16 protein-coding genes and 2 tRNA genes are annotated in these 18,271 nt (G+C 65.7%); 9 read left to right on the forward strand and 9 right to left on the reverse strand.

Annotated features, from left to right (window positions below; translation table 11 throughout):
* Positions 1–117 precede the first annotated feature (117 nt).
* Positions 118–1,212: a YeiH family protein gene (locus tag AC3WON_RS26825; RefSeq protein ID WP_010814702.1), complete on the forward strand. Its 1,095-nt coding sequence runs from the start codon at positions 118–120 to the stop codon at positions 1,210–1,212.
* 85 nt (positions 1,213–1,297) lie between these two features.
* On the opposite strand, the gene AC3WON_RS26830 is transcribed toward AC3WON_RS26825, so the two are convergent.
* Positions 1,298–1,384: transfer RNA gene (locus tag AC3WON_RS26830), tRNA-Leu, on the reverse strand.
* Between the two features lie 187 nt (positions 1,385–1,571).
* Between AC3WON_RS26830 and AC3WON_RS26835 the strand changes: the two genes are divergently transcribed.
* The 3 genes from AC3WON_RS26835 (at position 1,572) to AC3WON_RS26845 (ending at position 3,026) form a co-directional block, all read left to right on the forward strand.
* Positions 1,572–1,931: a hypothetical protein gene (locus tag AC3WON_RS26835; RefSeq protein ID WP_492321724.1), complete on the forward strand. Its 360-nt coding sequence runs from the start codon at positions 1,572–1,574 to the stop codon at positions 1,929–1,931.
* Positions 1,932–2,201: 270 nt separating this feature from the next.
* Entirely contained in the window at positions 2,202–2,459 is a 258-nt protein-coding gene (locus tag AC3WON_RS26840) for a hypothetical protein (protein WP_492321725.1), read from the forward strand.
* 159 nt (positions 2,460–2,618) lie between these two features.
* A complete protein-coding gene (locus tag AC3WON_RS26845; protein WP_492353093.1) occupies positions 2,619–3,026 on the forward strand; it encodes a heme-binding protein in 408 nt (135 codons plus the stop codon).
* Between the two features lie 271 nt (positions 3,027–3,297).
* Here AC3WON_RS26845 and AC3WON_RS26850 read toward each other — a convergent pair whose 3' ends face one another.
* The 4 genes from AC3WON_RS26850 to AC3WON_RS26865 all read right to left on the reverse strand — a co-directional run bounded on the left by AC3WON_RS26850 (position 3,298) and on the right by AC3WON_RS26865 (position 5,751).
* Positions 3,298–3,627, reverse strand: coding sequence for a hemin uptake protein HemP (locus AC3WON_RS26850; RefSeq protein WP_010814706.1), 330 nt, complete (start codon positions 3,625–3,627; stop codon positions 3,298–3,300).
* Between the two features lie 238 nt (positions 3,628–3,865).
* A complete protein-coding gene (locus AC3WON_RS26855) occupies positions 3,866–4,279 on the reverse strand; it encodes an ExbD/TolR family protein (protein WP_010814707.1) in 414 nt (137 codons plus the stop codon).
* A gap of 21 nt (positions 4,280–4,300) precedes the next feature.
* The gene (locus tag AC3WON_RS26860) at positions 4,301–5,029 is read right to left on the reverse strand and encodes a MotA/TolQ/ExbB proton channel family protein (protein ID WP_492320553.1); all 729 of its coding nucleotides are present in this window, start codon (positions 5,027–5,029) and stop codon (positions 4,301–4,303) included.
* A 62-nt stretch (positions 5,030–5,091) separates the two neighbouring features.
* On the reverse strand, positions 5,092–5,751 hold the full coding sequence (locus AC3WON_RS26865) for an energy transducer TonB (RefSeq protein ID WP_492320554.1): 660 nt from the start codon (positions 5,749–5,751) through the stop codon (positions 5,092–5,094).
* Positions 5,752–6,236: 485 nt separating this feature from the next.
* Between AC3WON_RS26865 and AC3WON_RS26870 the strand changes: the two genes are divergently transcribed.
* A complete protein-coding gene (locus AC3WON_RS26870; RefSeq protein WP_492320555.1) occupies positions 6,237–8,537 on the forward strand; it encodes an AAA family ATPase in 2,301 nt (766 codons plus the stop codon).
* A gap of 20 nt (positions 8,538–8,557) precedes the next feature.
* Here the strand turns inward: AC3WON_RS26870 and murI are convergent, their stop codons facing one another.
* The 4 genes from murI to AC3WON_RS26890 all read right to left on the reverse strand — a co-directional run bounded on the left by murI (position 8,558) and on the right by AC3WON_RS26890 (position 12,797).
* Positions 8,558–9,367 carry a glutamate racemase gene (gene murI / locus AC3WON_RS26875; RefSeq protein WP_340521636.1) on the reverse strand — a complete coding sequence of 270 codons (810 nt, stop codon included), beginning with the start codon at positions 9,365–9,367 and terminating at the stop codon, positions 8,558–8,560.
* 98 nt (positions 9,368–9,465) lie between these two features.
* On the reverse strand, positions 9,466–10,989 hold the full coding sequence (locus AC3WON_RS26880; RefSeq protein ID WP_010814713.1) for a fumarate hydratase: 1,524 nt from the start codon (positions 10,987–10,989) through the stop codon (positions 9,466–9,468).
* Between the two features lie 200 nt (positions 10,990–11,189).
* Complete coding sequence (locus tag AC3WON_RS26885; RefSeq protein WP_340521633.1) at positions 11,190–11,732, reverse strand: TIGR00645 family protein; 543 nt, start codon at positions 11,730–11,732, stop codon at positions 11,190–11,192.
* Between the two features lie 105 nt (positions 11,733–11,837).
* Positions 11,838–12,797: a DMT family transporter gene (locus tag AC3WON_RS26890; protein WP_492320556.1), complete on the reverse strand. Its 960-nt coding sequence runs from the start codon at positions 12,795–12,797 to the stop codon at positions 11,838–11,840.
* Between the two features lie 293 nt (positions 12,798–13,090).
* On the opposite strand from AC3WON_RS26890, the gene acs reads away from it, so the two are divergent.
* The 4 genes from acs to AC3WON_RS26910 all read left to right on the forward strand — a co-directional run bounded on the left by acs (position 13,091) and on the right by AC3WON_RS26910 (position 18,245).
* Positions 13,091–15,073 carry an acetate--CoA ligase gene (acs, locus tag AC3WON_RS26895; RefSeq protein ID WP_492353094.1) on the forward strand — a complete coding sequence of 661 codons (1,983 nt, stop codon included), beginning with the start codon at positions 13,091–13,093 and terminating at the stop codon, positions 15,071–15,073.
* A gap of 102 nt (positions 15,074–15,175) precedes the next feature.
* Positions 15,176–17,227: a VC_2705 family sodium/solute symporter gene (locus tag AC3WON_RS26900; RefSeq protein WP_492320558.1), complete on the forward strand. Its 2,052-nt coding sequence runs from the start codon at positions 15,176–15,178 to the stop codon at positions 17,225–17,227.
* A gap of 85 nt (positions 17,228–17,312) precedes the next feature.
* Positions 17,313–17,403, forward strand: a tRNA-Ser gene (locus AC3WON_RS26905).
* Positions 17,404–17,753: 350 nt separating this feature from the next.
* Positions 17,754–18,245 carry a GNAT family N-acetyltransferase gene (locus AC3WON_RS26910; protein ID WP_492353095.1) on the forward strand — a complete coding sequence of 164 codons (492 nt, stop codon included), beginning with the start codon at positions 17,754–17,756 and terminating at the stop codon, positions 18,243–18,245.
* The last annotated feature ends 26 nt before the right edge of the window (positions 18,246–18,271 follow it).

The following is an 18,271-nucleotide window of genomic DNA, read 5'->3' on the forward strand; positions in this document are numbered from 1 at the left end:
GATCGGGGCGGTGGTCCATATCGATATAATCAATAATGCATACCGATATTACCCGTTTTACGGGTTAGCGGGGCGCCAGTACGCTTGAGTCACTAAAGAACACGACCCGAGCCTGCCATGTCCTCCGTCTCCGCCCCCCGCACCACCCCGGCCGCCGCGCCGGCCTTGCCGCCGCCGTGGTCGCAGCGCCTGCTGACACTGGTCCCGCTGGGCGGCATTGCCTGGTTGGCGATTGCGCTGGCCGAGCATCCGGCCGTGGCGCGCTATGGCCTCAGCGCGCTGACGCTGGCCATGTGCGCCGGCATGGTCGCGGCCAATACGCTGCCGCGCCACTGGCTGGCGCCGCTGGCCCCCGGCATGCAGGTCGCACGCCACCACCTGCTGCGCCTGGGCGTGGCACTGTACGGGCTGCGCCTGACCTTTGCCTCGATCGTCGCGCTGGGGCTGCCGGGCATCGTGGTGCCGCTGACCATGCTGGTGGCCACGCTGCTGTTCGGCACCTGGGTGGGCACCACGTTCTTCGGCCTGAGCCGCCGCGAAGCGATCCTGGTCAGCTCCGGCAGCGCCATCTGCGGTGCCGCCGCGGCCATTGCCGTATCGTCGGTGGTGCGCACCGACGACAAGCAGACCGCCGTGGCGGTGGCGACCGTGGTGCTGTTCGGCACCGTCGGCATGCTGCTTTATCCCTATCTGTACGAACTGGCGACAGGCCATTGGCACTGGGCCGTCAGCGAGCGCATGTTCGGCATCTTTACCGGCGCGACGCTGCACGAGGTGGCCCAGGTGATCGCCGCCGGCAAGATGATCAGCGAGCCGACCGCCGACGCTGCCGTGGTGGCCAAGATGGTGCGCGTGCTGGCATTGGGCCCGCTGCTGCTGGTGATGGCGCTGTGGCCGCAGGGCGGCGAGCAAGCCGAGCAAGGCACCGCAGGCGGCAGCCGCTTGCATGGCATCCTGAAGTCGGTGCCGTGGTTCGCGGTGGGGTTTGTCGCGGTGATGGCGGTCAACTCGGCCGGCACCGTGCCCACTGCCTGGAAGGCGCCGCTGATCGCACTGGACAACTGGCTGCTGGCCTGCGCGATGCTGGCGATCGGCCTGCACACCCGCATCGGCGACCTGGTGCGCGCCGGACGCAAGCCGCTGGCGCTGGCCGGTGTGCTGTTCGTGTTCCTGATGGGGGTGGGTGCGCTGATGTGCTACGCGATGGCCTGACGCGCGCGGAGCTGAAGGCATCAAAAGAAGGGGCCGATGGCCCCTTCTATTATTTTGAAACGGGAGCGGAAGGGGCTGTACACCCTGGTGCGGCCGACGGGACTCGAACCCGTAAGCCTGGAAAGGCGGCAGATTTTAAGTCTGCTGAGTCTACCAATTTCTCCACGGCCGCACGGCAAGCCCGGTATTGTGGTGGCTCGGCATCCCGGATGCAAGCGCGTTACTGCGGCGGGCGCCGGGCGCGCGAAAAAGTGACGCCACTGTTACGGCTGGTAACAATGTCGACCTTGCCGTTGCACCTGGAAAATTCCGAACCTCTACAATACGGATTAAGAGAAATCTCACATTGAGAGGCGGATATGAAACGTTGGTGGCTCGCAGCATTCGGTGTCGCAGCCGGGCTTGCTTCCGGGGCAGCAATGGCCCATGTGAGCGTCGGCGTGGCAATCGGCGTGCCGGGCGTAGTGGTTGGCGCGCCCGCCTATTATCCGCCAGCCCCGGCTTACTATGCACCGCCGCCTGTCGTGGTGGCGCCTGCGCCGGTCTACTACGGTCCGCCGCCGGTGGTGGTGCGGCCGCGTCCGGTCTATTACGGTCCTGGCTACTACGGCCCGCCGCGCTATTACGGCGGCCACCGCGGCTACTATGGCCCGCCGGGATACCATCGTGGGCATGGCCACCGGCATGGGCATGGCCACGGCCGTTGGCACGACGACTGATCGTCGTTCGACCTGCGCAAGCTTTTTGAAAGAGAAGGGGCCCTCCGGGGCCCTTTCCTTTTTCCTGCCGCACTGCGACATGAGGCGCTGAAGCCAGTTCCAGGAAATTCGCCCCCTTGGTCAGAGTAGTCAAATTATTTGAACAGACTGCTCAAAGCGTCACCTCTATCGTTATAAGGGTTTCCCCCTAAACTATCGGTGTGACATCGTGATGACGGCACTGCAACGTGCTGCACGGTGCCTCGACCAACAATAGCAAGGGGAATATCCATGAAGATCACACAAGCCGTTGCTGCCGTCGCAGCGCTGGCCGCGCTGGGCGCGCTTTCCACCTCCGCATTTGCCGCCGTCGGCAAGGTCGATCCGTACCTGGACGGCGCCAGGGTCGGCAAGACGGACCCGTACACCGATGGTGCCAAGATGGGCAAGGTTGATCCGTTCACCGACGGTGCCCGCCTCGCCAAGCCCGATCCGTACACCGATGGCGCGCTCATTGGCAAGCCGGATCCGTTCTCGGACGGCGCCTGAATCGCTGTTGTCCGTCTATGTTGAATGGCCCGCCCAAGCGCGGGCCATTCTTGTTTTTCCCCGCGCTCCGGCGCACCGCAATGGGGCGCCTGTCATGACGATGGCGGGGGTGCGGCGCTATACTTCGGCCTTAACCAAATGAATGACCAGGAGAGTGGCATGCAGCAAAAAGCGGTTCTGACGGCAGACGACGTGAAGAAGATCATGGCCGCAGCGGAAACCGAGGCGAAAAATCATCAATGGGCCGTGTCCATTGTCGTGGTGGACGATGGCGGCCATCTGCTGGCGATGCAGCGCCTGGATGGTGCCGCGCCGATCTCGGCCTATATTGCCGGCGAAAAGGCCCGTACCTCGGCGCTGGGCCGTCGCGAGTCGAAGGTCTACGAAGACATGATCAACAACGGTCGCTACTCGTTCATGACGGCGCCGGTGCTGCAAGGCATGCTGGAGGGCGGCGTGCCCATCGTCTGCAACGATCAGGTGGTCGGTGCCGTGGGCGTGTCGGGCGTGAAGTCGACCGAAGACGCGCAGATCGCGCGTGCCGGTATCGCTGCGCTGGGCCTGTAAAGCCCTTGCGCCGGCCATTGTGCCGGCGCATGAAAAGGCCCCGCAGGCATGGCCTGCGGGGCGGCATAAAAGAGGGCATGGCTGGGTACGGTCGGCCCGGCGTGGGGTCTGAATCCCGCCCGCGGCACCAGTACCTGGCTACTGCCCAACACCTCGTTCCGAGGTGGTCCCCACAAAAGTCTTTACTGCCACGTACGTGGCACCCGCGCCCAACGCGGGTCTCGGTCGCTTCCCTCTGGCTTCAACCTTGCGGTATCGCCGCGGGGCCGCGTCATTTCGTCAGGATCAGCTTGCCGTAGCGCGTGACGCGCAGCGTGTAGACATCGCCGTTGTGCAGGATCGGCAGGGTGCTGGCGCCACGCATGATGGCGTCCAGGGCCACCGCCTCGCCGGCAGGCGCTGGCGACAGGCTGTCGCGCACCAGTGCCTCGAGCCGGGCGGGCAGGGCCGCCACCGCGGACTTCACGGATGCGATGGTCGACGGTGCCGCCTTCGCGCTGGCCTCGCGGCGCGGTTGCGCGGCGACCTCGACGCGGCGCAGCGACAGCCGGCGGCGGGTGACTTCACGCGGTTGCGACAGCGGCAGGGAAAGTGTGCTCATCTTCTGGCTCCGTTCTGCAAAAAGGGCGCGCCGGCTATGGCGCAGTCGATGGAAAGATATTAAATGAGAATTGTTATCATTACAATAGCCTCTGGATAAGATTCGCGGAACGACCATGTGCGGTTGGAAGGGGCGCCAGAGGCGGCGCAGCACAGGCTGGCGCAATGACTCGGCGGCATCAACGACAAAGGGCACCTGAGGTGCCCTTTGTCGTTCCGGAGCGCCTGGCGGCGCGCGCTTACTGCTTGGGTTCGGTGATAAAGCCGATCTTGCCCAGGCCGCCGTGCTGCGCGGCGGCCATGACTTCGGCCACGCGCTCGTAGCGCACCTCGCGGTCCGCGCGCAGGTGCAGCTCAGGCTGCGGCTGCTGCTGCGCGGCCAACGCGATATTGCTTGCCAGCGTGGCCTGGTCCACTTCCACCTGGTTCCAGAAGACCTTGCCGGCAGCGTCGATCGAGACGTTGATGTTCTGCGGCTTCGGGTCGTTCGGGGTGTTGGTGGCGCGCGGCAGGTCGATCTTCACCGCGTGGTTGATCACGGGGATGGTGATGATGAAGATGATCAGCAGCACCAGCATGACGTCGACCAGCGGCGTCATGTTGATCTCGCTCATCACCTCGTCGTCGTCGCCGTCGAGAGTACCGAATGCCATGATGACTTCCTTGCTTGCGGTTTAGCGCTGTGCCGCGGCCAGGCGCACGGTGCCGTCCTCGGCGCGGGCGCCGGTGGGGCGCACGCGCGCACCGGTGACGAAGTAGGCGTGCAGGTCGTGGGCAAAGCGGTTGAGCTTCGAGATCACCGACTTGTTGCCGCGGGTGAGGGCGTTATAGCCCAGCACGGCGGGAATTGCCACGGCCAGGCCGAAGGCGGTCATGATCAGCGCCTCGCCCACGGGGCCGGCAACCTTGTCGATGGTCGGCACGCCCGAGGCGCCGATGCCGATCAGCGCGTGGTAGATGCCCCACACGGTGCCGAACAGGCCCACGAACGGTGCGGTCGAGCCCACCGAAGCCAGCACCGCCAGGCCCGATTGCATGTGCGCCACCGACTCGTCGATGGAGCTCTTGAGCGAGCGGGTCAGCCAGTCGGAGATGTCCATCACGTCGTGCAGCTGCGGCTGGCTGGCGCGGTGGTGCTGGGCGGCTTCCTTGCCGGCGATGGCCAGCGTGCGGAACGGGTTGGAATCGCCGGCGCCCAGGGTTTCGAGCGCGTGATCGAAATCGTCCGAGTGCCAGAAGCGCTTTTCCGCGCCATGCGCCATCTTCTTCAGGCGCACCAGATCCCACGCCTTGGTAAGGATCACGATCCATGAGGCGAGCGACATGATCAGCAGAATGATCGCGGTCGCACGCATGACGAAGTCGCCTTGCGTCCAGAGGTGGGAGAGTCCGAGGTCCTGCATGTGTTGGTTCCTGGTGAGTTCGCTTGGTTTAGGTCAGATCAGAGATCGGAAATCTGGGGCGGTCAGTTCAGTTCGAAGCCGATCGGCTGCTGCGCCGTGACGGCGACGGCGCGGCCGTTGTCCATGTAAGGCTTGCAGCGCATGGCCTGCACGGCCTCTACCGCGGCCTGGTCCAGGCGCGATGAACCGCTCGAGGATACGACGGAAGTCTTCACGACCTTGCCGCTTTCGTCGGTGGTCAGGCGCACCACGGCCTTGCCGGTCTCGCCCATGCGGCGTGACTGGGAAGGATACTTCGGTTGCGGCGCCGTGCACTGGATTTCGCCGATGCCGACTGCACGCGGCGCGGCGGATACCGGTGCAGGGGCGGGCTCAGGTGCCGGTGCCGGGGGTGCCGGCGGCGCGGGAGGAGCCTCGGGCGCGTTCGGTGTCGGCGGCAGGCTGGCTACCGGCTGCGGGGTTGGCTTGGGCTGCGGCGGGGTCGGCTTGGGCGTGGTCACCTTCACCTGCTTGGGCGGGGTTTCCTGTTTAGGCTTGGGTTTGGGCGGCTCCGGCGGGGCTTCCTGCTTGGGAGGCTCCAGCGGGATGATGCGCGCGACGATTTCCGGCGAGATCACCGCCTCGGTCAGCTTGCGGCCCAGGCCGCTTTGGATCAGGTAGAGCAGGCCGACGTGGAACAGCAGTACGGCGAGCGTAATCTTGAAGAAGCGTTGGTCGAACATGTGTCAACAACAAAAGTCTGCCAGCGGTGGCACCGCGGCGGCGCTGTGCGCCGTCACTTGCGATAAAACAGGATCAGCGAGATGCCGCAACCGACCAGCAGGCTAAGCAGCAATTCCATGATAAACGCTCCTTCAACTGGGTTGCCGTGGGAGCGCCACTCTGGGGCAGCGTGTCAGCGGGCTAGTATAAACGATAATGATTCTTATTTGTTGTGATTTGTGCGTCGCAACTGGAATTTTCTGGCCCGGCACGTTATACCGGCAAGTCCAGGCAGCATTTCGGGAGGTGATGCAGCGGTGCACGCGCGCTGGCGCGCTCTGGCACTTTGCCGTGCTTCGGTGCCCCAGGCCACAATCGGCGGCGCCCGTTGCGCACAGGCATGCGCGGTTGGTACCAAAGCGCGCTAGCATAGGAAGAAACTGCAGACGTGGCGGTGTCCGGTCGCGGCCCCGCCATCGCGCACAGCGCGCTCGGGGACCCGTCCATGGACTTCACACGTTTTGCTGAAGATGACCGATCGACGATTCTGCGCTCCATGCCTGGCACATCGTCCAGTTCAGCATTGGATTGGATGTGCGCCCAGTTTGCCCTGCGCGTGGTGTGCGCACTGGGTCCGCGCTTCAACCTGCGCAGCAATATCAACGATGTCCTGACCGTCAGCGCGCAGGAGATGGTGTGGCCGTACGGCGTGGTGCTGCGCGTGCAGCGCTTCCTGGCCGCGCGCTGCGCCGACATGCCCGCCTGGAAGGGCACCGCCCGCCTGACCCCTGAGGAATTCCTGGACCGCCACGGACAGTGGAACAGCGCTTTCGATGAGAGCGCGCTGTTCTATTACCTGGACGAGTACGTCAAGCACCACGCCAAGGACATGTTCGCCGTGTTCGACGCGTCCGCCGCTGCCATCGCCCAGCGCCTGGAAGGCGAGCGCGTGCTGCTGGTGCGCAATATCGACATGCTCAGCCATGTGCTGGACCTGCCCGAGCACGAGCGCAAGCTGCTGCTGTACGCGGCGCTGGCCAAGTACAAGCGCGACCTGCGCGCGGTGATGGTCGACTGCAAGGTGGCGCACAGCCAGGAGGCGTTCCAGATCCTGGCCGGCCTGACCGGCGCCGGCGCCGCCGACGTGGCTGCCTCGCTGCGGCCGGGCTCGCGGCTGGAGACGCTGAACCTGATCGAGCAGCCGCTGCCGGAAAACAGCGTGACCGACCTGGGCGACCTGATGCGGCTCTCGGACCGGCTGCTGCACGTGCTGCTGGGCAACTACGCCAACGAAGCCGAGATGATGGCGGTGTTCACGCGCCCGGCCGCGCCGCCCACGCTGACCACGGCCGACTATCCCCATGTCGAGACCGACGCGCGCTACCTGTGCGCGCTGCTGAGCAATGCCACGCGCCAGCATGCGAGCGGCGTCAACGTGCTGATCTATGGCCCGCCCGGCACCGGCAAGACCGAGTTTGCGCGGCTGCTGGCGCGCGAGGCGGGCTGCGAGCTGTATGAAGTCGATTGCCTGGACCGCGACGGCAACAGCCTGTCGGGCAAGGACCGCTACCGCTCGCTGCAGGTGTCGCAGGCCTTCCTGCGCGGGCGTGCCCATACCGCGCTGCTGTTCGATGAGGTGGAAGACGTCTTCCCGGGCAGCGCGCGCGAGCTGATGAGCCTGTTCGGCCAGGAAGACACGCGCGCCTCGGTCAACGGCAAGGCCTGGGTCAACCAGACGCTCGAGCAGAACCCGGTGCCGGTGATCTGGATCTCGAATTCGATCCGGCAGATCGACCCGGCCTACCTGCGCCGTTTCCAGTTCCACCTGGAGCTGAAGATCCCGCCGCCGCTGGTGCGCGAGAACATCATCCGCAAGCACCTGGGCGGGCTGGACGTCAGCGACGCCTTTATCACCGGGCTGGCCGGGCGCAAGACGCTGACGCCGGCGCAGGTGCAGTCGGCCGCGCGCTTTGTCGAGCTGGCGCGGCCCGACGTGGAAGAGCCGGTGGAAGCGCTGATCCTGCGCCAGCTGGAACACGCCGACCGCGCCATGGGGCTGCGCCCCGAGGCCGAGGCGCGCTCGGTGGTCACGCACTACCGGCTGGAGAACCTGCACCTTGAAACCCGCTACGAGGTGGTCAAGATCGTCGACGCGCTGCGCGTGCGCCAGCGCGGCACGCTGTGCTTCTACGGCCCGCCCGGCACCGGCAAGACCGCGCTGGCCGAGCATATCGCGGCCGAGCTGGACCTGCCGCTGATGATCCGCCGCGCCTCCGACCTGATGAGCAAATATGTGGGCGAGACCGAGCAGCAGATCGCCGCCATGTTCGCGCGCGCCGAAGAGGATGGGGCGGTGCTGCTGCTGGATGAGGCCGACAGCTTCATGCAGAGCCGCCAGCAGGCGGTGCGCAATTATGAGATCTCCGAGGTCAACGAGATGCTGCAGGGCATGGAGCGCTTTAACGGCATCTTTATCTGCACTACCAACCTGTTCGACCGCATCGATGAGGCCGCGCTGCGCCGCTTCTCTTTCAAGATCCGCTTCCTGGCGCTCAAGCCCACGCAGCGCGTGGCGATGTTTGTCGACGAGGCGCTCGACGGCGATGCCGCCGGCCTGACCGACAGCATGCGCCGTGAACTGGATGCGATGGATTGCCTGACGCCGGGCGACTTCGCCACGGTCAAGCGCCAGTGCGTGCTGTTGGGCGAGGCGCTGACGCCGGACGAGTTCCTGGCACAGCTGCGCCAGGAACACGCGATCAAGCCCGAGGTGCGGGAGCACCGGCCACTGGGCTTCCTGCAGTAGGGGAAGGCGCCGCTCAGAGGTCAGAGCGCCGGCGCCGGCTCGATCACCACGGTTTCCGCATCCGCTTCCACCTGCAACAGCGTGGCTGCCATCGCGCGCAGATGCGCGGCGTCCTTGGTCGAGGCAAAGCGGTCGTGCGGCGTGGCATCGGGCGCGGCGGCCAGCTTGTGTTCGGCCAGCTTGCGTGCCAGCTGGCGCGCAATGGCGCTGCCGGTGTCGACCAGTGCCAGCTGGTCGCCAACCATCGCCCGGATCGTGCCGGAGAGAAAAGGGTAATGGGTGCAGCCCAGCACCAGCGTGTCGGCGCCTGCCTCCAGCATGGGCGTCAGGTAGGCATCCAGGCGCTGGCGCACGGCCGGGCCGTCGGTCTCGCCTTGCTCGATCAGCGACACCAGCCCCAGGCCCGCCTCGCACAGGAAGCGGCTTTCGCCTTCCAGCGATGTCAGCAGCCGCGCGAACTTGGCGCTCTTGAGGGTATTGGCGGTGGCCAGCACGCCCACGACCTTGCTGCGGCTGGCCGCGGCGGCGGGCTTGAGGCCGGGCTCGACGCCGATGATCGGCACCGTCAGCCGCTCGCGTAGTGTCTGCACTGCATGCATGGTGGCGGTATTGCAGGCGATCACGAGCGCCTTGCAACCCTGGCCAAGCAGCCATTCGCAGGCCTGCAGCGTGCGCGCCTCGACAAAGGCCTCGGGCTTCTCGCCATAGGGCGCGTATTTTGAATCCGCCAGGTACAGCAGCGATTCATGGGGCAGCAGCGCGCGGATCTCGCGCAGCACGGACAGGCCGCCAAGGCCGGAATCGAAGACGCCGATGGGTGCGGGGTTCACTGGGGTGCGGGGACGACAAGAATCAAGGTAGAAAAAAACCGGGTCGGAACCCGGCTTCTTTTTCGAGCGCGACGGCAGATTCTACCGTCCTGCCAGGCTTACAGCGCGGCGACCGGGATCTTGCCGATCTTGGCCTGCCATTCCGCGGGGCCGGTCTTGTGCACCGAGGTGCCTTCGCTGTCCACGGCGACCGTCACCGGCATGTCCTTGACGTCGAACTCGTAGATCGCTTCCATGCCGAGGTCTTCGAAGCCGACCACCTTGGCTTCCTTGATCGCCTTGGCCACCAGGTAGGCGGCGCCGCCCACGGCCATCAGGTAGGCCGACTTGTGCTTCTTGATGGCCTCGATCGCCACCGGGCCGCGCTCGGCCTTGCCGATCATCGAGATCAGGCCGGTTTCGGCCAGCATCATCTCGGTGAACTTGTCCATGCGCGTGGCGGTGGTGGGGCCGGCCGGGCCGACGGCCTCGTCGCGCACCGGATCGACCGGGCCGACGTAGTAGATCACGCGGTTTTTGAAGTCCACCGGCAGCTTCTCGCCCTTGGCCAGCATGTCGGCGATACGCTTGTGCGCGGCGTCGCGGCCAGTCAGCATCTTGCCGTTGAGCAGCAGGGTCTGGCCCGGCTTCCACGAGGCGACTTCTTCCGGCGTCAGCGTGTTCAGGTCGACGCGCTTGGAGGTCTCGGTGTTCGGGGCCCACTCTACCTTCGGCCATTGCGACAGGTCAGGCGCTTCCAGCTTGGCCGGGCCGCTGCCGTCCAGCGTGAAGTGCACGTGGCGGGTGGCGGCGCAGTTGGGGATCATCGCGACCGGCTTGGACGCGGCGTGGGTCGGGCAGGCCATGATCTTGACGTCCAGCACGGTGGCCAGGCCGCCCAGGCCCTGCGCGCCGATGCCCAGCGCGTTGACCTTCTCGTACAGCTCGACGCGCAGTTCCTCGACCCAGTCCTTGGGGCCGCGGGCGATGATGTCCTGGATGTCGATGGACTCCATCAGCGATTCCTTGGCCATCACCATGGCCTTCTCGGCGGTGCCGCCGATGCCGATGCCCAGCATGCCCGGCGGGCACCAGCCGGCGCCCATGGTCGGCACGGTCTTCAGCACCCAGTCGACGATCGAGTCGGACGGGTTCAGCATCACGAACTTGGACTTGTTCTCCGAGCCGCCGCCCTTGGCCGCGACCTGGATGTCGACGGTGTTGCCCGGCACCACTTCGTAGTGGATCACGGCCGGGGTGTTGTCCTTGGTGTTCTTGCGGCCGCCTTCGGGCGGGCTGACGATCGAGGCGCGCAGCACGTTGTCCGGATGCGTGTAGCCGCGGCGCACACCCTCGTTGATCATGTCGGTCAGGCCCATGGTGGCGCCATCCCAGCGCACGTCCATCCCCACCTTGACGAAGATCGTGACAATGCCGGTGTCCTGGCAGATCGGGCGCTTGCCCTCGGCACACATGCGGCTGTTGGTCAGGATCTGCGCGATCGCGTCCTTGGCCGCCGGGCTCTGCTCCAGCTCATAGGCGCGGCCCAGGCTGGTGATGTAGTCCATCGGGTGGTAGTAGCTGATGTACTGCAGGGAGTCGGCGACGCTCTGGATGAGGTCTTCTTGCTTGATGACAGTCATTTTGTGGGGAGGGCAGCGGTGAAACACAGCCTGAAATCATACACTGAGCCGGGGCGCTCTGCCTGGCTGCATACATCCGTCCACAACCGATAATGTGCGGCAAACGCCGCTGCCTGCGTGGGGGCGGGCCCAAAAGCAAAAACCGCGGCACATGGCCGCGGTCTGGCTGGGACTAGGCGTCCGATGGCGCACGAATGTGATTAGTGCTTGGCAGGTGCGCCGGCCGGGTGCGACACCATCCGGTCCACCCAGGCCATGGCGACCGCCGACAGCAGGAAGGCAATATGGATGGCCACCTGCCACATGATGGTGTGCGTGGTCCGTTGCTCGGCATCGATAAAGGTCTTGAGCAGGTGGATCGACGAAATCCCGATCAGCGCCATCGACAGCTTGACCTTGAGCACCCCGGCGTTGACGTGGTCCAGCCATTCCGGCTCGTCCGGATGGTTGTCGATGCCCAGGCGCGAGACAAAGGTCTCATAGCCGCCCACGATCACCATGATCAGCAGGTTGGAGATCATCACCACGTCGATCAGGCCCAGCACCACCAGCATGATCTTGTTCTCGTCGAACTCGGTCACATGCGCCAGCAGGTGCCAGACCTCGACCAGGAAGTGGTAGACATAGACGCCCTGGGCCACGATCAGGCCCAGGTAAAGCGGCAACTGCAGCCAGCGCGACGCGAAGATGATGCTCGGGATCGGCCGCATGGTCTGCGGCCTGGTCATAGGATTGGAAGCCATGGGCGGGGCGGTGTCAGCGAGTTGAAAGGCGGCGTGGATTGTACCAAGCGCCGATGACCGGGCGCTGTTACCGACCGTAACCGAATCGTTCGTCGCCGGCGTGGCTCAGGCCGCGGCGCCGGGATCGGCGCCGGCCGCCTTGCCGCGCCACGCGCCGCGCGCGATCCGCCCCGGCCAGCTGGCCAGCACGATCCCGGCCAGCACGCACGCCAGCGCCACCCCATGCGGCCAGCCCGGCTGCTCGCCCAGGAAGGCGATGCCGTAGGTGGCAGCCGCCACCGGCAGCACCGAGGTGAACACCCCCGCCAGCTGCGCCGGCACATGGCGGATGCCCTTCATCCACAGCCAGAACGAGAACACGCTGGCCGACAGCGCATACCACAGCAGCATCAGCCAGGTCTGCGTGGGCACCGGCGACGCATCGAAGTCCAGCAGCGGCACCAGCCCCAGCGGCAGCATCAGCAGCCCGCCAATCAAATGCGTGTAGGCACAGATCTCGATCGCGGCCAGCGTCTGCGTGAGCCGCCGCGACAGGATCACGTAGATCGATTCGCACACCACCGCGCCCATGATCATCAGGTTGCCCAGCCATGCTTGGCTGCCGCTGCCGGCACCGTGCGCGTCGCCCCGGGCGATATTCAGCACGGCGATGCCGGTCATCGCCAGCAGCACCGATGCCACCGTGCGCCGCGACAGCCGCTCGCGCAGCAGCAGCCACGACAGGATCGCCACCGTGGCCGGGATGGTGCTGGTGATCACGCCGGCCGCCATGGCGCTGGTCAGCCGCACGCCATTGAGCATCAGCAGGGTAAACAGGAAGGTGCCGAAGAACGCCTGCAGGAACAGGTTCAGCCATTCCCCGCGCGAGACCCGGCGCATGCGCGCGGGCCGGTACCAGGGTGCCAGGCAGACGATGGCAATGACAAAACGCAGCAGCGCGAACAGCAGCACCGGCACATGCGCGATGATCGATTTGCCGAGGCCCACGTTGCTGCCGACCAGCGCCATCGAGGCAACCAGGAAGAGGGCGTAGACCGGGGAGAATGCTGAAGGATTGGCGGGCACGGGTACGGCCTTGGTCGTCCGGCGGGCGCCGCGGCGCCTTGGCGCGGCGGGTGCTGAGCCGGCGGGAGCGGCAAGGGTAAGCGCCGCGATCAAGTATGGAACTCGCGGATTATAGCTGTGCTAGCCTAATGGAGAAGGCTGCACTTTCGCTGCGCGTGCGTGGATTTTTCCCGCTGCATTGCAACAAGTTGCAGGCACACCCAGGCCCACCGTCAGGTCTTACCGTCAGGTTTAAGTAAGCCGTCGGGCGTAACGTGGCAGCCAAAGCCAGTCCAAAATCAGGAGACAAACTTATGTCCGCCATCGAATCGGTGATGCAAGAGCATCGCGTGTTCAACCCGCCGGAAGGCTTCGCCAGCCAGGCCGCGATCCCCAGCATGGAGGCCTACCAGGCGCTGTGCGACGAAGCCGAGCGTGACTATGAAGGCTTCTGGGCGCGCCACGCGCGCGAGCTGCTGCACTGGACCAAGCCCTTCACCAAGGTGCTGGACGAAAGCAACGCACCGTTCTACAAGTGGTTCGAAGACGGCGAGCTCAACGCCTCTTACAACTGCCTGGACCGCAATCTGCAGAACGGCAATGCGGACAAGGTCGCGATCGTGTTCGAGGCCGATGACGGCACCGTGACGCGCGTCACCTACCGCGAGCTGCATGGCAAGGTGTGCCGCTTCGCCAACGGCCTGAGGGCGCTCGGCATCAAGAAGGGCGACCGCGTGGTGATCTACATGCCGATGTCGGTCGAAGGCGTGGTCGCGATGCAGGCCTGCGCACGCCTGGGCGCCACGCACTCGGTGGTGTTCGGCGGCTTCTCGGCCAAGTCGCTGCAGGAGCGGCTGGTGGACGTGGGCGCGGTGGCGCTGATCACCGCCGACGAGCAGATGCGCGGCGGCAAGGCGCTGCCGCTCAAGGCCATCGCCGACGATGCGCTGGCGCTGGGTGGCTGCGAGGCCGTCAGGAACGTGATCGTCTACCGCCGCACCGGCGGCAAGGTTGCCTGGACCGAAGGCCGCGACCGCTGGATGGAAGATGTCAGCGCCGGCCAGCCGGATACCTGCGAAGCCGAGCCGGTGAGCGCCGAGCACCCGCTGTTCGTGCTCTACACCTCCGGCTCCACCGGCAAGCCCAAGGGCGTGCAGCACAGCACCGGCGGCTACCTGCTGTGGGCGCTGATGACAATGAAGTGGACCTTCGATATCAAGCCCGACGACCTGTTCTGGTGTACCGCGGACATCGGCTGGGTCACCGGTCATACCTACATCGCCTATGGCCCGCTGGCCGCCGGCGCGACCCAGGTGGTGTTCGAGGGCGTGCCCACGTACCCCCACGCCGGCCGCTTCTGGGACATGATCGCGCGCCACAAGGTCAGCATCTTCTACACCGCGCCGACCGCGATCCGCTCGCTGATCAAGGCCGCCGAGGCCGACGAGAAGATCCACCCGAAGCAGTACGACCTGTCCAGCTTGCGCCTGCTCGGCACCGTGGGCGAGCCGATCAACCCCGAAGCCTGGATGTGGTACTACAAGAACATCGGCAACGAGCGCTGCCCGATCGTCGACACCTTCTGGCAGACCGAAACCGGCGGCCACATGATCACGCCGCTACCGGGCGCGACGCCGCTGGTGCCGGGTTCGTGCACGCTGCCGCTGCCGGGCATCATGGCCGCCATCGTCGACGAGACCGGCCATGACGTGCCCAACGGCAACGGCGGCATCCTGGTGGTCAAGCGTCCGTGGCCGGCCATGATCCGCACCATCTGGGGCGATCCGGAGCGCTTCAGGAAGAGCTACTTCCCCGAAGAGCTCGGCGGCAAGCTCTACCTGGCCGGCGACGGCTCGATCCGCGACAAGGACACCGGCTACTTCACCATCATGGGCCGCATCGACGACGTGCTGAACGTGTCGGGCCACCGCATGGGCACGATGGAGATCGAGTCAGCGCTGGTGGCCAACCCGCTGGTGGCCGAAGCCGCCGTGGTGGGCCGCCCCGACGACATGACCGGCGAGGCCATCTGCGCCTTCGTCGTGCTCAAGCGTTCGCGTCCGACTGGCGAAGAGGCCGTCAAGATCGCGACGGAACTGCGCAACTGGGTCGGCAAGGAGATCGGCCCGATCGCCAAGCCCAAGGACATCCGCTTTGGCGACAACCTGCCCAAGACGCGCTCGGGCAAGATCATGCGGCGCCTGCTGCGGTCGCTGGCCAAGGGAGAGGAAATCACGCAGGACACCTCGACGCTGGAGAATCCGGCCATCCTGGAGCAGCTCAAGCAGGCACAGTGATCGTCTAGCTTCGGCCCGATCGAGCCCTTGAACCCGCCGCCGCGTTCCCGCGCGCCGGCGGGTTTGTTACGATAGCCCCCCACCGACCACGGACCGTCCCCCATGCCTGAAGCCCAGTCGCGCTTTCGCCGACGGTTGCTGCTGTACTACGGCCTGTTCACGCTAGGGTTGTTCGGCTTCGTCGGCATGATGGGGCTGCTGGAAAAGTCCAACGCCGATGCGCTGTGGCTCGGCTACGTCTTCCTCTTCATCACCATCGCGATCTATGCCTGCATCGGGCTGATCTGCCGCACCTCTGACCTGAACGAGTACTACGTTGCCTCGCGGCGCGTGCCGGCGCTGTTCAACGGCATGGCGATTGCCGCCGACTGGATGAGCGCGGCGTCCTTCATCGGCCTGGCCGGCATCCTGTTTTCCTCGGGCTACGAAGGGCTGGCCTATGTGATGGGCTGGACTGGCGGCTACTGCCTGGTGGCCTTCCTGCTGGCGCCGTACCTGCGCAAGTACGGCGGCTACACCATTCCCGATTTCCTCGCGGCGCGCTACGGCAACGGCAAGCCCGGCGGCAACCTGCCAGTGCGCGCGATCGCGGTGCTGGCGGCTTCGCTCTGCTCCTTCGTCTACCTGGTGGCGCAGATCCAGGGCGTGGGGCTGGTGGTGACGCGCTTTATCGGCGTGGAGTTTGCCGTCGGCATCTTCTTCGGGCTGGCCGGCATCCTGGTGTGCTCGTTCCTGGGCGGCATGCGCGCGGTCACGTGGACGCAGGTGGCGCAGTACATCATGATGATCGTCGCCTTCCTGGTCACGGTATCGATGATCGCGTGGAAGCATCACCACGAAGCGCTGCCGCAGCTCAGCTACGGCACGCTGCTGTCGCAACTGGACGCGCGCGAGCAGCAACTGGAGCGCGAGCCGGCCGAGCAGGCCGTGCGCGAGTACTACCGGCAGCAGGCCATCCTGCTGCAGGAGCGCATCGCCCGGTTGCCCGATTCCTTTGCTCAGGAGCGCGACGCGCTCGACGCGCGGCTGCAGGACCTGCGCACGCGTAATGCGCCGCTGCGCGACATCAAGTCGCTGGAGCGCGAACGGCTGGAATTCCCGCGCGACCCTGCTGCGGCACAGCAGCAGTGGAACCAGCAGCGGGCAGACGCACTGGCCCGCAGCCGCCATTCGCTGTCATCGACCGAGCCCTATCCCGCGGCATCGGAGCAGGAGCGCAAGACCAAGCGGCTGAATTTTGTATTGCTGGTGTTCTGCCTGATGGTCGGCACCGCCAGCCTGCCGCACATCCTGACGCGGCTCTACACTACCCCGTCGGTCAAGGAAACGCGCAACTCCGTGGCCTGGGCCGTGTTCTTCATCGCGTTGCTGTACGTGTCCGCGCCCACGCTGGCTGCGCTGGTCAAATACGAGTTCTTCCAGCACCTGGTGGGAACCCCCTACGCCGAATTGCCGCAGTGGGTGGTGCAATGGCGCAAGGTCGATCCACCCGTGTTCGGCATCCGCGATGTCAACGGCGACGGCATCGTGCAATGGGCCGAGATCCTGCTGCAGCCCGACATGATCGTGCTGGCCGCGCCGGAAATCGCCGGCCTGCCATACGTGATCTCCGGCCTGATCGCCGCCGGCGCCCTGGCCGCTGCGCTGTCCACCGCCGACGGCCTGCTGCTGACCATCGCCAATGCGCTCTCGCACGACGTCTTCTATCACATGGTCGACCGCCAGGCGAGCCACCAGCGCCGCGTCACCACCGCCAAGATCGTGTTGCTGGGCGTGGCGCTTTTTGCCTCCTACGTCACATCGCTGCGCCCCGGCAATATCCTGTTCCTGGTCGGCGCCGCGTTCTCACTGGCCGCCTCCAGCTTCTTCCCGGTGCTGGTCCTCGGCATCTTCTGGCGCCGCACCACCGCCGCCGGCGCAGTCGCCGGCATGGCCGCCGGGCTGGGCGTGGCGGTCTACTACATCATCGTCAACTATCCGTTCTTCACCCGCATGACCGGCATCTTCGGCAACCGCTGGTTCGGCGTCGACCCGATCGCCTCCGGCGCTTTCGGCGTGCCGGCGGGCTTCGCCGTGGCCATCATCGTCAGCCTGCTGACACCACGCAATGCACCGGTGATCGACCGGTTGGTTAGCTACCTGCGCAAGGGGTAGGGCGGATGGGCTTGTCAAGTAAGGCGGGATACGGCGACGAAGCACTGGATTCGCCAGGCAACTCTGCTATAATCTCGGACTTCCCGGAGAGATGGATGAGTGGTTTAAGTCGCACGCCTGGAAAGCGTGTATAGGTTAACAGCCTATCGGGGGTTCGAATCCCCCTCTCTCCGCCAGAACACTATGCAAAGCAAAGCCGCCCGTCTGGGCGGCTTTTTTGTTTCCAGTCCCTGGTGGCTTCGTAATGCCTGAAGGGCTCAAAGAAAAGCCCTCGGCCAGGGTAGGCGAGGGCTGAAGTAGTAGTGGGCGAGTCGCGGGATCGCCCGTGAGCGATGGTCGTATAGGACCTTGTATCGCGCATCCCTCTAAATAGAGGTGTTGCCGCAAGGCGACATGCTATGCCAGCCATCGCGGCGAAGGCATGGCTTCCCTCTCGGCGCGCGGGATTGGATGAGCGCGTCGATCCAGTTGTTCTGGCCATGAGAGGGCTTCCGCCATGTACCCGGTGCCCGGTATCCTCCCGGCCATGACCAAACTCACCTTCGAACTCGAAATCCGCCCCGCCTTGCCCGCAGACGCGCAAGCGGTGGAAGCCATCCTGACCGACACCTACCTCGGCACCTGGAAGCCGCAACTGACAGCCGCCGCGGCAGCTGCCTTCGAACGGCAAGGCAAGACCCGAAGCTACGTCGAAGCGCGCCTGCAAGCATTCCGCGTAGCCTGCGTGGATGGCGTGCCCGCCGCGATGGTGGATTGGGAGAACAACTTTATCTGGGCCCTGCATGTCGGGCGGGCATGGCAACGCATGGGGCTGGGCGGGGCGCTGCTGGCCCATGCCGAAGGCGCGATTGCCCGCGCCGGGCATCGCGAGGCGAGGCTGGAGACGGACACGTTCAACGTGCAAAGCCGCGCGTTCTACCGGCGCCATGGCTATGCCGAGATCGATTTCTATCCCGACGAGAGCTGGGACAGTGGCTTTACCACTGTGCTGTTGTCGAAAGCGCTGCCGCCAGCCTGAGTGTGCGCGCCGGCGCCGGCGCCGGC

The sequence above is a fragment of the Cupriavidus sp. FW305-46 genome (assembly GCF_058787075.1).

What these genes read in the sequence shown, in the direction of transcription:
- AC3WON_RS26825 (WP_010814702.1), top strand. Translation starts at nt 118, where the DNA reads ATGTCCTCCGTCTCCGCCCCCCGCACCACCCCGGCCGCCGCGCCGGCC.
- AC3WON_RS26835 (WP_492321724.1), top strand. Translation starts at nt 1,572, where the DNA reads ATGAAACGTTGGTGGCTCGCAGCATTCGGTGTCGCAGCCGGGCTTGCT.
- AC3WON_RS26840 (WP_492321725.1), top strand. Translation starts at nt 2,202, where the DNA reads ATGAAGATCACACAAGCCGTTGCTGCCGTCGCAGCGCTGGCCGCGCTG.
- AC3WON_RS26845 (WP_492353093.1), top strand. Translation starts at nt 2,619, where the DNA reads ATGCAGCAAAAAGCGGTTCTGACGGCAGACGACGTGAAGAAGATCATG.
- AC3WON_RS26850 (WP_010814706.1), bottom strand. Translation starts at nt 3,627, where the DNA reads ATGAGCACACTTTCCCTGCCGCTGTCGCAACCGCGTGAAGTCACCCGC.
- AC3WON_RS26855 (WP_010814707.1), bottom strand. Translation starts at nt 4,279, where the DNA reads ATGGCATTCGGTACTCTCGACGGCGACGACGACGAGGTGATGAGCGAG.
- AC3WON_RS26860 (WP_492320553.1), bottom strand. Translation starts at nt 5,029, where the DNA reads ATGCAGGACCTCGGACTCTCCCACCTCTGGACGCAAGGCGACTTCGTC.
- AC3WON_RS26865 (WP_492320554.1), bottom strand. Translation starts at nt 5,751, where the DNA reads ATGTTCGACCAACGCTTCTTCAAGATTACGCTCGCCGTACTGCTGTTC.
- AC3WON_RS26870 (WP_492320555.1), top strand. Translation starts at nt 6,237, where the DNA reads ATGGACTTCACACGTTTTGCTGAAGATGACCGATCGACGATTCTGCGC.
- AC3WON_RS26880 (WP_010814713.1), bottom strand. Translation starts at nt 10,989, where the DNA reads ATGACTGTCATCAAGCAAGAAGACCTCATCCAGAGCGTCGCCGACTCC.
- AC3WON_RS26885 (WP_340521633.1), bottom strand. Translation starts at nt 11,732, where the DNA reads ATGGCTTCCAATCCTATGACCAGGCCGCAGACCATGCGGCCGATCCCG.
- acs (WP_492353094.1), top strand. Translation starts at nt 13,091, where the DNA reads ATGTCCGCCATCGAATCGGTGATGCAAGAGCATCGCGTGTTCAACCCG.
- AC3WON_RS26900 (WP_492320558.1), top strand. Translation starts at nt 15,176, where the DNA reads ATGCCTGAAGCCCAGTCGCGCTTTCGCCGACGGTTGCTGCTGTACTAC.
- AC3WON_RS26910 (WP_492353095.1), top strand. Translation starts at nt 17,754, where the DNA reads ATGACCAAACTCACCTTCGAACTCGAAATCCGCCCCGCCTTGCCCGCA.